This window comes from Mesorhizobium sp. B2-3-10, from assembly GCF_006442275.1.
GTDB classification, from domain to species: Bacteria; Pseudomonadota; Alphaproteobacteria; order Rhizobiales; family Rhizobiaceae; genus Mesorhizobium; species Mesorhizobium australicum.
In genome coordinates this window covers 18,019-32,528 of the sequence record NZ_VFVT01000010.1, presented here as the reverse complement: position 1 = coordinate 32,528, position 14,510 = coordinate 18,019, and the positions used below count along the sequence as shown (strand labels likewise).

Sequence of the window (14,510 nt, the reverse complement as noted above, 5' to 3'; positions counted from 1 at the left end):
GATTGTGGGATTGCAGGCTGGCGCCGCGGGATCAGCCGCGGCGCCAGACGATAGAAAGCGACTACTGGTTTTCCTTGGTCTGCCCCATGATTTCCTGGGCGCTGAAATTGATGCCGCAGGTCGGGAAGGAATTGCCGACGAAGAAATTGTCGGACTCCTTCGGGAAGTAATCCGTGCCTTCCTTCATGTCCGGATCCGTGGCGACGGCCAGAGGCAGCTTCACCTCCTGCGGCACCACTTCGCCTTCGAGTGCCGCGATCGCCGTCTTGATGGCGACGGCGACCTGGGCCGGGCCCGAGCCGGCGGAGGTGCACTTCAGGCCATCGGCCGAATGCGCCGCGCAGAACTTGCGGAAGCCGTTTTCGGTCTCGCCGCCGAACGGCACGAACGGATGCTTGGCGTCCATCATCGCCTGCACGATGCCGGTGTCGCCGCCCTGGCCGGTGATGCCGTCGAACGGACCGTTGGTGGCGATCGCATCGGCGGTCACTTTCTGCGCCACGCCGTCATCCCATTTGCCGGCGACTTCGGTCACATCCCACTTCTTGCCGGAGGCGTCGAACACCTCATGGATGCCGTTGTGGCGATCGGTGTCGACGGAGGTGCCGGCGACGCCGCGCACTTCCAGGATCTTGCCGCCATTCGGGATCTTGGCGACCAGCCACTTGGCCCACAGTTCGCCAAGTCCCTTCTGGTCGACATTGACGTTGATAGCGTCCTTGGTGTCGAGAATATTGTCGAAGGCGACCAGCACGATGCCGGCTTCCTTGGCGCGTTTGATGACCGGGCCGAAGGCGGTCGGGTTCTGCGCGTCGGTGACGATGGCGTCATAGCCGGAATCGATGAAGTTGTTGATCGCCGAAATCTGCGCCGGCACGTCCTCGCCCGTCGAGACGACCTTGAATTCCTTGATCTTTGCCTTCACGTCGGGCTGCGACGCATAGGCCTTGGCCGTCTGCACCATCTGGATGCGCCAGGTGTTGGCGATATAACCATTGGCGAAGGCGATGCGGAACGGACCTTCCTTCTTCGGAAATTTGAAGAACTTGGTGTTCGCGTCCCAGGGCGCGAAACAGTCGGCCTGGGCGGCGGGACCGGAGACGATCTCCGGGCCGGCGGCCATGGCCGCCGAATTGAGCATGACGAATGCGCTGGCAGCAACGATGCCGCCGACAAGTGACTTGATCATCGATAATCCTCCCGATTGCAGTTCCGATTTGTCGGTTCAGTTTTTATGCGATTTCGCACTCCCGGCTGGCACCTCCCGCCTTACCCAGTCACGCCTGCCAGATGCCGAAGACCTCCGCGATCCCACCCCTTACCGTCTCCTTCGGTTGGGAAAAAGGTATCATATTATACATAATAAACAAGCATGAGCTGTTGCTTATGTATAATAAACAGGCCCAACATTTGAGTGGCGAAGCTCTCCAATGGAAAATGGTAGCGCTACCATGACGTTGTGTAAAGCGTCATTCGCGGGTGTTCTCGAAAGCGTGTTCAGCGGGCTGTGCTCTCGCGGCGCTTGAGCTCGAAGCCAAGGTCGACGACCCGCTGCCGCGGCCTGTCACCCGATATCGCCGCAAGAGCCATGGCCACCGCGCGCCTGCCGATTTCGTAGCGATGGGTGCGGATGCTGGTGATCGAGGGAAACGCCACCTGCATCATGTCGAGATCGTTGAAGCCGACAATGCCGATGGTCTTCGGCACCTCGATCGAGGCACGATGGCATTCGAACAGCACGCCGAGCGCGATGTCGTCATTGTTGCAGAACACGCCGTCGAGCGTCGGCATCTTGGCAAGCGCATCGCGGAAGAGTTCGCGGCCTAGCGGCACGCTGGACAGCACCGGCGTGGTGGTGATCAGGCGCGGGTCCGAGAGGCCGGCCTTCTCCATCGCCACCCGGTAACCAGCCAGGCGCCGCTGCGAGCGCGGGTCCATGCGTGCACCGATGAAGCCGATCCGGCGATACCCCGCCTCTATCAGGTGCTCGGTCGCCGTCCGGCCGCCATCGAGATGCGAGAAGCCGACCATCATGTCCACCGGATCGGGTCCGGTCTCCATCACCTGAACCACCGGGCAACCGGCATTCTCCAGGAGTTTTCGCGAAGCGGGCGTCTGGTCGATGCCGGCAATGATGAGCGCGGCCGGGCGTTGCGAACCGAACAGCTGCAGCAGCCGCTCTTCCTCCAGTCCGGAATAGTGCGTGTTGCCGAGCTGGATGCGGAACGGGCTGTCCGACAGGCTGTCATAGATGCCGCGCACCACCTCGGCGAAGACGTTGTTGGTTAGCGAAGGCACCAGCACGCCGAACACTTCGGCGCGCGCCGAGGCCAATGCGCGCGCATTGGGGTCCGGCACATAGCCTAGTTCGTCGACGGCGGCCTGGATCTGACGGCGCAGCTCCTCGGAAACACGTGCCGGGTCGCGCAGCGCGCGTGAAACCGTGATGGCGCCGACGCCGGCCTTGCGTGCCACATCCGACAGGGTTGGGCGGCCACCGCCCCGGCGCGAACGCGGCTTGATCACGGCCTTGGCCCATGCGCATGGCCATCGAAGCGCGCCCGCAATGCGATCTTTCCAGCTGTCGCCATCTCACCGGCCTGTTGCCGCACCCATCCGCCTTGGCGTCGCGCAGTGACTGCCCGTTGTCAAGCCGAGCCACCGAATGGCCGCGCTTGGCCTTCCTCAGGCGGCGACGGCAGCCCTATGCCTTGCCTTCCACATGAACAGCCCGATCGCCAATATGTTCAAGAGGTTCCAGGCAATGCCGTTCAGGAATGCGGCGGCATAGGAGCCGGTCAGGTCGTAGATCCAGCCCGACATCCAACCGCCGATCGCCATGCCGAAAATCGTCGCCATCATGACGATGCCGATGCGCTGGCCGGCCTCCTTGGCGGGCAGGTATTCGCGCACGATGATCGCATAGCAAGGCACGATGCCGCCTTGCGACAAGCCGAAGACCAGCGACACGACATAGAGCGAGGCGAGCCCGTCGAACGGGATATAGAACAGCAGTGAAAGGCATTGCAGCACGGAGCCGATAAGCAAGGTTTTGACACCGCCGATGCGGTCGGCGACAAAGCCCGAGGCGAGCCGGCTGACGACGCCCGCGGCCATCATGATCGACAGCATGTCGGCGCCATGCGCCATGCCGTAGCCCAGATCCATGCAATAGGCGACGATGTGCACTTGCGGCATCGACATCGCCACGCAGCAGCCCAGTCCCGCGACGACCAGCAGCATCTGCATCGCGGCCGGAGACATTGGCCTCGGCTGCACAGACCGGCTTCCGGCCGGGCCGGCGGCTGCCGCTTCCGGAGCGCCGCGGCGCAGCAAAAGCACCAGCGGCACCATGGTGACCAGGCAAAAGACGCCGATGGCGGCATAGGTGAAGCGCCAGCCTTCCGCCTTGATCAGCGTCGGCATGATGGTCGGCCAGATCGCTCCGGCGAGGTAGTTGCCGGCCGCGGCCGCGGTGACGGCGACGCCGCGCCGGCGATTGAACCAGTGCGATATATCGGCGATCAGCGGCCCGAAGATCACCGATGTGCCGAGACCGATCAGCACGCCTTGGGCAAGGGTGAATTGCAGGATCGAGGTCGACAGCGCCGCGAGCAGAAGGCCGGCGGAGAGCGCGATCGAGGAAAACAGCGCCGGAATCCAGTAACCCATGCGGTCGATGGCGCGGCCGACCAGCACATTGCCGGCGGCAAAGCCGACCATGGTCGCGGTGTAAGGCATGGATGCCGCGGCGCGGTCGACGCCGAACTCGGCCTGTACCGCAGGCAGCACCACGACGACGGCCCACATGCCGACCGCGCCGATCGTCGCCAGCAGCATCGAGATGGCCAGGCGCATCCAGGCGTAGGAACTGTCGATACCGGGGCTGGGCCCGCTCAAGTCGGTTCGTGACAAAGGCGTTTCCTGTCGGCGGCCTCAACCGCTGCTGTTTTGGCCACTATCGACGCATTCTCGGCGCACAGCAGCGCCACGGCGGCCAAATCCGTGGCTCCAGGGAGGTACGAGCGCGGGAACCGGCGCCTGCATCTGGAGTTTCCGATCAATAACACGCAAAGGAGTCCAGCCATGACCGCCACCAAGCAGAAATGGTCGGCCGAGGTGACCGAGCACAGCGATGCGATGGATCTCGAGGACCACGTGTTCGAATCCGACGACGCCAAGAAGATCGCCGCCTCGCTCAAGCGTTCGGCCGAACACAGCCACCGCCGCAAGGCCGAGCCCTTCCAGTCCGCCATGTCGATGCTGAATTTCTATATCAACAGAGCCGGAAAAAACCTGCCCGCGGCTCGCAAGAAGATCCTCGAGGACGCCAAGGACGAATTGCGTGCGGCATTCGGGCGGCCAAAGGAGGATTAGGCCTTCGCCGCCAATGGCTCCTCAAGCTTGTTCCTCACCCCATCAAAAACGAGGTGAGGAACCCGTTTATTACCGCTATCCAGCCGGTAGGCGCCCTATTGTCTGATCTCGGGTTCGACAAGCTTGGCCAGGTTCCGCAGCGACTCCTGCCAGCCGAGATAGCAGGCTTCGGCGGGAATGGCGTCTGGAATGCCGGCTTGTGTGATGTTCACTTCGGTGCCCACGGACACTTTCTTCAGCGTCACGGTCACCTGGATCTCGCCGGGCAGGTTGGGATCGTCGAACCTGTCGGTGTAGCGCAGGAGTTCGCCCGCGACGAGCTCGACATACTCACCGCCAAACGAATGACTGTCGCCAGTGGTGAAGTTGCGGAACGACATCTTGAAGGTACCGCCGACCTTGCCCTCGAAGTGATGAACCGTGCAGGTGAAGCCGTTCGGCGGAAGCCATTTGGCAAGCGCATCGGCCTCGAGGAACGCGCGGTAGACCTTCTCCGGGCTGGTGGTCAGGACGCGGTGCAGACGTACGGTGCTGGGCATGTCGATACTCCTTCGTGGTCTCTGTTCGATGCCCCAAGGACGGGTACCACACTGCCGATCCGACACAGGCTTTTGAATTTTTTGCGGTGCGGCCCCGAATTGCTTCGAGTTCCAAGGCGCGAACACCCGCGCCGAACGGCCGTGTCGCGGAAATCTATCGCGAACGGATGACCTTGTCGGTATTGGCCAGCAGCTTGCGCACGGCATTGCGCGCCGCATCCGGCCGCTGGAGGCGGATGTTCTTTTCGATTGCCTCGTGCATCTTCTGGGCGAGCTGCAAATCGTCGAGCTCCCGGGTCGTGTAGGCAAACAGGTGATCGAAGGCGGATTCGATCAGCACGCCGAGCGGCACCAGCAGATCATTGCCCGAGGCACGCAATATGGCGAGGTGGAAGCGGGTGTCGGCACGGGTCCGTTCCTGCAAGCTTTTCGCCTCTCCCATCTCCCGGCAGGCCTGGCTGATCTCGGCCATCTGCTCGTCGGTGCGCCGCATGGCGGCGAATGCGGTCGCTTCCGGCTCGATGATGTGGCGGAATTCCTGCACCGTCTTCAGGAAAACCTCGCGGTCGGGCGACGTCGCGTACCAGGCGAGCACATCGCGGTCGAGCAGGTTCCAGCGTTCCCTGGGTTCGACCCAGCTGCCGATCTTGGGGCGCGATGCGAGCAGGCTCTTGGCCATCAGCATCTTGATCGCCTCGCGCACCGCCGAGCGGCTGACGCTGAACGTCTCCGACCATTTGGCCTCATTGGGCAGGATGGTGCCGGGCGGATAATCGCCGCGCACGATCCTGAGCCCAATCTCGCTGGCCAGTGATGTGTGCACGCTGGAGCCCGGAATACGTGCCGCGTCGGCTCGCCGAACACCGGCCGGACGATCGGCGGCTACAGCCTTTTTCGGCGATTTTTCCCTGTTCGGCTTCGCGTCCCGCATGCAGTCCAGAAAGGCCGGTTTAGGGAGGCTGTCAAGCGTGGTGCGGGCGCGGGGCCGCAAAGCCGGCCTCTATGCACAACCCAGCCGTGATTCGAGCTCGCTTAGGCGGTCTTGACGTATTTGCGCCAGCTGTGCTCCGGGCGGAAGCCGAGCATGTCGCGCGCCTTGCGGTTCGACAGCAGCGTCTCGTATTCACCGAGTTCGCCCTTGACCGGCACGTCGGGATAGAACCGCTTCAGGAGTTCGGCGGTCGGCAGATCGGACGAGGTGTCGTCATTGGCGGCATTGAACACCTGGTAGCCCAACCCATCCTTCTCGACGGCACGCAGCGTGATCTGGCCAAGGTCCCGGGCATCGATGTAGCTCCAGGCGATACGCTTGCGAAAACCAGGATCGGCGAACCATTTCGGAAACAGCGAATACTCATGCGGCTCGATGACGTTGCCGATGCGCAACGCATAGATATCCGTGCCATTGCGCTGCGCGAAAGCGCGCGCGGTCTTCTCGTTGACGATCTTTGACAGCGCATAGCTGTCCATCGGGTCGACGTCATAGTCCTCGTCGAGCGGGAAATACGCGGGATCGCGCGGCTCGTTGGCGAACACCAGGCCGTAGGTCGTCTCGCTGGAAGCGATGATCACCTTGCGGATGCCGAGCTTCACCGCCGCCTCGATGATGTTGTAGGTGCCCATTGCATTGATGCGGAACACCTCGTTGTCGGGCGTGATCATGATGCGTGGAATGGCAGCAAAATGCACCACGGCGTCCACTGGCTGCGGGCGTAGCGAGGGGTCGAATTCGTGCAGCCCCATATAGCTAGACAGCGCGTTGAACACCTGGCCGCTGTCGGTGATGTCGGTGATCAGCGTGCGCACCTTGGGATTGTCGAGCGGCCTGGTGTCGATGTTGAGCACCTGGCAACCCTGCTCCACCAGATATTGCACGACGTGGCGCCCAGCCTTGCCGCTGCCGCCGGTGAACATGATCCGCTTCGTCATTTCTGGTCTCCACGAAAGTCCTGGGATTTACGTGTATTGTCAGACAATATTGCTTTCTGCAACCGTCTATGGCTAAAACAGCGGCGACATTATCGATAATCACGGAACAGGACAGACAGCATGAACACGACCGCTACGGGTGAGAAGATCGGCTTTGTCGGCCTTGGATTGATGGGGCACGGCATCGCCAAGAACATCGTCGACAAGGGATATTCCCTGACCTTCCTCGGCCGCAAGAACCGCAAACCAGCGGAGGATCTTCTCGGCCGAGGCGCTCGTGAGGCATCGACTTCCCGCGATGTGGCGGCGGCATCCGATATCGTCTTCATCTGCGTCACCGGTTCGCGCGAGGTCGAGGCTATCATTCGCGGTCCCGATGGCCTCAAGGAGGGTTTGAAGAAGGGGGCGGTCGTCGTCGACTGCTCGACATCGGATCCGGTCTCGACCGTGGCACTTGCCGCGGAACTCAAGGCGCTCGGCGTCGACTATGTCGACGCGCCGCTCAGCCGCACGCCGAAGGAAGCCTGGGAAGGCACGCTCGACGCCATGGTCGGCGCGCCCGACGCCGTCTTTGCCAGGGTCAAGCCGGTGATCGACACCTGGGCCGGCCGCATCGTGCATATCGGCGATACCGGAGACGGCCACCGCATGAAGCTGCTCAACAATTTCATCTCGCTGGGCTACGCCGCCCTCTATTCCGAGGCCTTGGCACTGGCGGAGAAGGTCGGCATCTCGCCGCCGCGTTTCGACAGCGTCATTCGCAACGGCCGCATGGATTGCGGGTTCTATCAGACCTTCATGCGCTGGACGCTGGAAGGCGACCGCGACGCCCACAAATTCACCATCGCCAATGCCTTCAAGGACCTGACCTATCTGGAATCGATGGCGGGGGCGGCCGGCATCGCCAATCCGCTCGGCAACGCCACCAAGAACGCCTTCGCCGGCGCTCACGCAACCGGCCCGGCCGAGCAGTTCGTGCCGATGCTGGCCACGCACATCGCCAAGGTCAATGGCATCGACCTGATGCCGACGAAGGATGGAAAGAAGCAGACGATCTGAAACCCGGACGTTCGGCTGGCCTCAGCGCCGGCCTCTTCCGATCCCCTCATCGGTGTCGGCGAGCAGCTTGTGCACGGCGTTGCGCGCAGCGGCTGGCCGCTGCAGGCGGATGCTCTTTTCGATCGCCTCGTGCAGTTTCTGTGCCCGCCGCTGATCGCCGACCTGGCGCGTGGTGAAGATGAAGAGATGGTCGAGCGCCGATTCGATCAACACGCCGAGCGGCACCAGAAGGTCGTTGCCCGAGGCCCGCAGGATGGCGAGGTGGAAGCGCGTGTCGGCACGGATGCGCTCGGGCAGGTTGGCCGCCTCGCCCATCTCGCGGCAGGCCAGGCTGATCTCGGCCATCTGTTCGTCGCTGCGCCGTATGGCGGCAAAGGCGGATGCTTCCGGTTCGATGATGTGGCGGAACTCCTGCACGGTGCGAAGGAACGCTTCGCGATCCGGCGCGGTCGCGTACCAGGCCAGCACGTCGCGGTCGAGCAGGTTCCAGCGCTCCTTCGGCTCGACCCAACTGCCGATCTTTGGCCGCGACGCCAGAAGGCTCTTGGCCATCAGCATCTTGATCGCCTCGCGCACCGCCGAACGGCTGACATTGAAGGTTTCGGCCCATTTGGCCTCATTGGGCAGGATGCTGCCAGGCGGATAGTCGCCGCGCACGATCCTGAGGCCAATCTCGCTGGCGAGCGAGGCATGGACGCTGGACCCGGGAAAGTGCGCCGCATCCACCCTGCGCATGGCTGCCGGGTCGTGGCTGGCTTGCGCCTTGGCCCGGCCGGCTTTTTTCTTTGCCTTCTCGTCCGGCATTCACGTTCCAATAGGTCGGCCCCAGTCACCCGGATTGATCCAAACCCGCGCGGCGCACCGATCCCGTTGCCGAAAATCCAAACCACTGACGCGTCAAAGCCGGGCCCCGATTGCCCCAACCAAGGCGTCCTGTTGAAGAATTGGAGGAAACGGGGCGCTCGTTGACGAGCGCCCCGAAATCGCGGCCTATTTCTGGATGCAGGTGTCGACCGTATCCTTGGTGCATTCGTCGAGACCGGTGAAGACCGGATCGTCAACCTTCTTGCCTTCGACCAGGTCGATCATCACCGATGGTGCCTTGTAGCCCATTTCGAAGGGCCGCTGGCCGACCAGCGCGGTGACAAGGCCGTCCCTGGCGATGGCCACCTCGTCGCCGATCGTGTCGGCGGCGCCGATGACGAAGTCGTTCTTGGCCAGCCGGTCCTTGAGCGGTCCGACCAGGTCGCGGTAGGGCTGCGGCGCGCCGAACAGCGGCCAGCCACCCATGATGCCGAACGCGTCGAGCTTGGGATTGGCAGCGAGGATGTCGGTCATCGCCTGAACGCCCTTGGCTCCGTCGTCATTGGTGAACACCGGGCAGCCGGCGACTTCCGTCCAGCCGCCTTCGCCGGCAAGTGCCGTGAGGCCTTCCTTGCCCGTCAGCGCGTCGCGCATGCCTTGCGCACGACGCAAGATGTTGTCGGCCGCCGGATTGCCCTCGATGGTGCAGATCGTGCCACCATTCGGCTTGGCCTTCTTGATGTACTCGCCGATCTTCTTGCCCATCAGGTAGTTGTCGGTGCCGAGATAGGTCTTGCGCAGTGCCGCGTCTTCCTTGGCGAGGTCGGCGTCGACGGTCATGATCGGGATCGACGGATTGGCGCTCTTGATCGTTTGTGCGATCAGTGGCGCGTTGGACGGCGAGATCGCCATCGCCACCGTGTCGGCCTTGCTCAGCATATCCTGCACGATCTGCGCCTCGCCGGCTTCGTCGGAAGTCGATGCCGGGCCGGTGTAGAAGCATTCATATTCCGAGCTGGCGTTTTCCTTGTTCCATTTCTCGCAGCCCTGGTGGATGGCTTCGAAGAACGGATTGTCGAGACCTTTCACCACGATGACGAGCTGCTTCTTGGCCAAAGCCGGCCCGGCGCCCAACGCCATGGCGGCGACGGCGGCGAGCAATACTGTTTTCCTCATGTCAGTCCTCCCTTTGCAACCAGACGGACACGGCGTGCCCGCCACACAAACCAGCCAGGATGCGAGATGACTGAGACGCGTGCGCCCATTCAATCCGGCCAGGCCGATAAGCATTTTCAGATGCGACCCTCCCAGCGACGACGCTGCACGATCGCCAAAACCTTCTTGCCGTTGGCGCCGCCGATGGCGTCGTCAAAGCCGGCATGTCTTCCTCCGACGCTCAACTAATAACGGCTTGCCGCCAACGTCAATGCTATTTGTCCTACAAAACGGATTTTTCAAAATCCGCATGGCACTATTCGTCTGACAATTGCCTGTTCGACAATTGACGCCCGCGATGCCATTCGCGTAAATGACCGCATCGCTGCCCCCGGGAGGAGCTGGGGAAAGCCAATGGAAGCTGTCGCTTGTCCGCGTGCGGATGGGCCAGGCATGGGAGGCAAAGACTGGTGGCGGTTCTCGAACTCACCAACATCTCGAAGCATTTCGGCGCCATCCAGGCGGTCAACGACGTGTCGCTGTCGATCGAGCCTGGAGAGGTCGTCGGCCTGATGGGCGACAACGGCGCCGGCAAGTCGACGCTGGTCAAGATGATCGCCGGCAATTTCCGCCCGAGCCATGGCACGATGCGCATGGACGACAAGGAACTCATCCTGCACAAGCCGGTCGAGGCGCGCCAGCACGGCATCGAGATCGTCCACCAGGACCTGGCGCTCTGCAACAATCTGACGGCGGCGGCCAATGTCTATCTCGGCCGCGAACTGCGTCGTGGCGTCGGCCCGTTCCGCATCCTTGACTATGCGGCGATGTACAAGCGCGCCGGCCATATCTTCGCCGAGCTGAAATCCGAGACGCGCCCGCGCGATCTCGTCAAGCAGATGTCGGGCGGACAGCGCCAGGCCGTGGCGATCGCCCGCACCATGCTGTCGCAGGCCAAGATCGTGCTGATGGACGAGCCGACGGCGGCGATCTCGGTGCGGCAGGTCGCCGAAGTGCTCAACCTCATCCGCAATTTGCGTAACCAGGGCATCGCCGTGGTGCTGATCAGCCACCGCATGCCCGACGTCTTCGACGTCGCGGACCGCGTCATCGTGATGCGGCGCGGCAGGAAGGTCGCCGACAAGGCGATCGCGTCGAGCTCGCCCGAGGAAGTCACCGGGCTGATTACCGGCGCCATCGAGCAGGCGGCGTGAGAGCGATAAAACCGGGTTTCATTGCGCTGGCGCGTTTCGCTACCGGCAGGAAAGGTCGATAATGGCAGTCACCCTTGACCAGACGATTGCGCAGAAGCAGCACACTTTCCTGTCGCGCCTGTTCTCAAGCCAGACTTTCTGGGTGGTGGTCGCCGTCATCCTGGCCTGCATCTTCCTGTCCTTCGCCACCGATGCCTTCGCCACCTCGAAGAACCTCTACAACATCACCCGCAACATCACCTTCGTCGCCATCGTGGCGCTCGGCATGACCTTCGTCATCATCACCGGTGGCATCGACCTGTCGGTCGGCTCGGTGCTGTGCCTGTGCTCGATGGTGCTGGCCGTCACCATGCATGCAGGCTATTCGATCGAGATCGGCATTCTGGCCTCGATCGCCACCGCGCTCGTCATCGGCGCCTTCAACGGCATTTTTATCGCCTATCTGGGCTTTCCGCCCTTCGTGGTGACGCTCGGCATGCTGTCGATCGCCCGCAGCCTCGCCATGGTCGCCTCCAACAACACCGTCGTCTTCCAGTTCGGCCCGGACCACGACAAGCTGCTGGCACTCGGCGGCGGCGCCTGGGTGTTCGGCATCGCCAACCCGGTGCTCTACACGATCCTGCTGGCCCTGATCACCGGCTTCGTCCTGCGCTGGACGAAGTTCGGCCGGCATATCTTCGCCATTGGCGGCAACGAGCACGCCGCGACGCTGACCGGCGTGCCGGTGCGCCAGATCAAGGTCGCCGTCTACATGATCTCGGCGCTGTCGGCCGGCATTGCCGGCATCATCGAAACCGGCTGGCTCGGCGCTGTCACCACCAATCTCGGCAACGGCATGGAACTGCAAGTGATCGCCGCCACCGTCATCGGCGGCGCCAATTTGGCCGGCGGCGTCGGCACCGCCTTTGGCGCCATCGTCGGTGCCGCCCTCATCGAGGTGATCCGCAACAGCCTTGGCTTGCTCGGCATCAACGCCTTCTGGCAAGGCACCTTCATCGGCGGCGCCATCCTGCTCGCGGTTCTGTTCGACCGTATCCGCAATTTCAGGCGCAGCGACTGAGAGCTCTTCGCTGTCGAAGCGCCATTCATTCTGGTTCCTATCGCTCAGTCTGAAAATCGGCTGAAGCCGACCTCCATTGGTAGCGGCCAACAGCCGATGCCTTGACGGATGCCGAAAACCGGCCGCACAATCCTCCCTGCAAGCGAAGGGAGGCCAGTCGCTTGCGGGAGGATATGCCATGACGGAAGCGATCAGGCTCTACTGGGGCCGGTTCGGACATGTTTCTGTCCTGAATGTCGCGAGCGACTTCGTCACCCATGCCCATGTCGAGGCACATCTGATCATCTGGCTCGAAGGCACCGCCGGCGAGATGACCATCGGCCGCGAGACGGTCCGCCTCGGCCCTCGCACCGCCGCCGGCATCAATTCCTTCCAGCCCCACAGCCACGTCCTCTCGCAAAACGGGACGCCCGGTCTGTTTCTCGCCTTCTACATCGATCCCGACTGGGCCCGCCGCCGGCGCGACCTGCCATCCAGCGCGCCGCTGTTTTCGCGGGCGGCGATCGCGCTCGAGCCTTGGCTGCACCAGGCGGCCGCCAGCCTGCTCGACCATCTCACCGACAATGAGAGCGTCGACGATGTCGCCAATTACGAGATCGAGCGCTTCATCGACTCGGTGCTCGATGCCGCCGACGCGTCGGCGCCGCAGGAAGCGCGCGGCCGCATAAACACCGTGCAGGATTTCCGCGTTCGCAAGGCGATCCAGCTGATGAAGGCCAATGTCTGCGAACGCATCTCCTTCGACGACGTTGCCCGCGCCGTTGGCCTTTCGCGGCCGCATTTCTTCGCCTTGTTCAAGGAACAGACCAACCTGACGCCCAATGTCTATTGGAACACGCTGCGCATGGAGGAAGCGGTGCGGCAGTTGCAATGGTCGCGCGAGCCGCTGATCTCGGTCGCCTGCAATCTCGGCTTCACCACGCAAGGCAATTTCTCGCGCTTCTTCCGTGACCATGTCGGCGTGCCGCCGACGCTCTACCGCGAGGCCGCGCGGGCAATGGCCTGAGCCGGCAGCCATCTGTTTTTCAGACTGGTTGATAGATGCTCAAGACGCATTGATAAGCGCTGTGCGCGCTAGCGCCCTACCCTTGCCGCAACGAAATTCGCAAGGGAACATCTTATGCCCAAAGTCACCATTTCCAGCGTGATCGACGCACCGGTCGAAAAGGTTTGGGCGCGCATACGCGACTTCAACGGGTTGCCGGATTGGCATCCACGCATGGTCGAGAGCCATATCGAAGACGGCAAGGATGCCAGCACGATCGGCTGCGTGCGCAACTTCCAGCTGGCCAGCGGTGCCCGCCTGCGCGAAAAACTGCTCGACTTCTCCGATGACAATTTCCTCGTCAGCTATTCCATCCTGGAAACGCCGCAGCCCCTCACCAACCACAAGGCGACGCTGCAGCTCAGGCGCGTCACCGACGGCGACCGCACCTATGCCGAATGGACCGCCAGCTTCGACGCAGCACCCGAAGAAGCCGACAAGCTGGCCGAGGGCATGGGCGCCAATGTCTTCCAGGGCGGCTTCAACGCCCTGAAGAGCCATTTCGCCGGCCAGAGTTGAGGAGCGGGCCATGGCGCTGGCATTGCAGAGTTTTGCAACGGTGAAAGACGCCAGCGCGGCGCTGAAAGCCGCCGGCACGCGCTATCTCGGCGGCGGCACGCTTGTCGTACGCGCCGCCAATGAAGGCGATGTCTCGGTCTCCAGCCTTGTCAGGTCGACCGACCCGGCCCTGTCGGCAATCGCGGTCTCCGGCGGCACGGTCCGCATCGGCGCTTCGGTGACCATGGCGGCGATCGCCCGCCATCGCGAGCTCGGCCAGCTTGCCAAGGCCGCGCGCGCTGTCGGCGGCCCGGCGATCCGCAACATGGCCACCGTCGGCGGCAACCTGTTTGCGCCAAGCCCCTATGGCGATTTCGCCGTCGCCTTGCTGGCGCTCGACGCCCTGGTCAGCACCGGCGACAGCGAAATGCCTATCGAGACCTTCCTGACGGGGCGAGACGATAATCGTTCCATCGTCACGTCAGTCAGTTTCGCGCTTCCGAAGGCCGACAGCTTCCGCTTCCTCAAAGTGTCGCGGATCAAACCCAAGGGCGTCTCGGTGCTGAGCATTGCCGCCCTGCTGGAGCAGGCTGCCGACGGCACCGTCTCTTCTGCGCGCATCGCACTTGGTTGCATGGCCGACCGGCCGGTGCGCGCCGAGGCGGCGGAGAAGGCGCTAATCGGCAAAAGGCTTGACCATGACGGCATCGCGCCAGCACTGGCCGCCGCCAGCGAAGGCACCGCGCCGATCACCGACTCGATCGCAAGCGCATGGTATCGCGCCGAAGTTCTGCCGGTCCATCTCGGTCGGCTGCTGCTCGGCTAATCAC

The 14,510-nt window shown here is 63.0% G+C and carries 15 protein-coding genes; 7 read left to right on the top strand and 8 right to left on the bottom strand.

Translation table 11 applies throughout. The annotated features are described in order from the left end of the window. Positions 1–61 precede the first annotated feature (61 nt). From FJ943_RS25295 to FJ943_RS25285, 3 genes are all read right to left on the bottom strand, one after another. Positions 62–1,189: a sugar ABC transporter substrate-binding protein gene (locus FJ943_RS25295; RefSeq protein ID WP_015317115.1), complete on the bottom strand. Its 1,128-nt coding sequence runs from the start codon at positions 1,187–1,189 to the stop codon at positions 62–64. A gap of 308 nt (positions 1,190–1,497) precedes the next feature. Beyond that, positions 1,498–2,526 carry a LacI family DNA-binding transcriptional regulator gene (locus FJ943_RS25290; RefSeq protein ID WP_140665368.1) on the bottom strand — a complete coding sequence of 343 codons (1,029 nt, stop codon included), beginning with the start codon at positions 2,524–2,526 and terminating at the stop codon, positions 1,498–1,500. A gap of 159 nt (positions 2,527–2,685) precedes the next feature. Continuing rightward, entirely contained in the window at positions 2,686–3,915 is a 1,230-nt protein-coding gene (locus FJ943_RS25285; protein ID WP_140725983.1) for an MFS transporter, read from the bottom strand. Positions 3,916–4,086: 171 nt separating this feature from the next. Between FJ943_RS25285 and FJ943_RS25280 the strand changes: the two genes are divergently transcribed. Continuing rightward, positions 4,087–4,377, top strand: a complete 291-nt coding sequence (locus tag FJ943_RS25280) for a DUF3175 domain-containing protein (protein ID WP_015317112.1) — start codon at positions 4,087–4,089, stop codon at positions 4,375–4,377. A gap of 95 nt (positions 4,378–4,472) precedes the next feature. Here FJ943_RS25280 and FJ943_RS25275 read toward each other — a convergent pair whose 3' ends face one another. From FJ943_RS25275 to FJ943_RS25265, 3 genes are all read right to left on the bottom strand, one after another. After that, on the bottom strand, positions 4,473–4,916 hold the full coding sequence (locus tag FJ943_RS25275; protein ID WP_023769571.1) for an SRPBCC family protein: 444 nt from the start codon (positions 4,914–4,916) through the stop codon (positions 4,473–4,475). Between the two features lie 154 nt (positions 4,917–5,070). Next, positions 5,071–5,847, bottom strand: coding sequence for a FadR/GntR family transcriptional regulator (locus tag FJ943_RS25270; protein ID WP_140725980.1), 777 nt, complete (start codon positions 5,845–5,847; stop codon positions 5,071–5,073). 101 nt (positions 5,848–5,948) lie between these two features. Then, positions 5,949–6,845, bottom strand: a complete 897-nt coding sequence (locus FJ943_RS25265) for an NAD(P)-dependent oxidoreductase (RefSeq protein WP_015317109.1) — start codon at positions 6,843–6,845, stop codon at positions 5,949–5,951. A 120-nt stretch (positions 6,846–6,965) separates the two neighbouring features. Between FJ943_RS25265 and FJ943_RS25260 the strand changes: the two genes are divergently transcribed. Then, positions 6,966–7,904 (top strand): NAD(P)-dependent oxidoreductase, encoded by a 939-nt coding sequence (locus FJ943_RS25260; RefSeq protein WP_140725977.1) that lies wholly within the window; start codon positions 6,966–6,968, stop codon positions 7,902–7,904. Between the two features lie 21 nt (positions 7,905–7,925). On the opposite strand, the gene FJ943_RS25255 is transcribed toward FJ943_RS25260, so the two are convergent. Both FJ943_RS25255 and FJ943_RS25250 read right to left on the bottom strand, forming a co-directional pair. Next, a complete protein-coding gene (locus FJ943_RS25255) occupies positions 7,926–8,708 on the bottom strand; it encodes a FadR/GntR family transcriptional regulator (RefSeq protein WP_140615498.1) in 783 nt (260 codons plus the stop codon). 186 nt (positions 8,709–8,894) lie between these two features. After that, complete coding sequence (locus FJ943_RS25250) at positions 8,895–9,884, bottom strand: sugar-binding protein (protein WP_140615496.1); 990 nt, start codon at positions 9,882–9,884, stop codon at positions 8,895–8,897. 449 nt (positions 9,885–10,333) lie between these two features. Between FJ943_RS25250 and FJ943_RS25245 the strand changes: the two genes are divergently transcribed. From FJ943_RS25245 to FJ943_RS25225, 5 genes are all read left to right on the top strand, one after another. Then, positions 10,334–11,077, top strand: a complete 744-nt coding sequence (locus FJ943_RS25245; protein WP_140615494.1) for an ATP-binding cassette domain-containing protein — start codon at positions 10,334–10,336, stop codon at positions 11,075–11,077. Positions 11,078–11,138: 61 nt separating this feature from the next. Continuing rightward, positions 11,139–12,137: an ABC transporter permease gene (locus tag FJ943_RS25240; RefSeq protein WP_015317104.1), complete on the top strand. Its 999-nt coding sequence runs from the start codon at positions 11,139–11,141 to the stop codon at positions 12,135–12,137. 178 nt (positions 12,138–12,315) lie between these two features. Beyond that, positions 12,316–13,143 carry an AraC family transcriptional regulator gene (locus FJ943_RS25235; protein WP_015317103.1) on the top strand — a complete coding sequence of 276 codons (828 nt, stop codon included), beginning with the start codon at positions 12,316–12,318 and terminating at the stop codon, positions 13,141–13,143. A gap of 114 nt (positions 13,144–13,257) precedes the next feature. Then, complete coding sequence (locus FJ943_RS25230; protein WP_140714475.1) at positions 13,258–13,701, top strand: SRPBCC family protein; 444 nt, start codon at positions 13,258–13,260, stop codon at positions 13,699–13,701. Between the two features lie 10 nt (positions 13,702–13,711). Further along, a complete protein-coding gene (locus FJ943_RS25225; RefSeq protein WP_140714473.1) occupies positions 13,712–14,506 on the top strand; it encodes an FAD binding domain-containing protein in 795 nt (264 codons plus the stop codon). Positions 14,507–14,510: the final 4 nt, after the last annotated feature.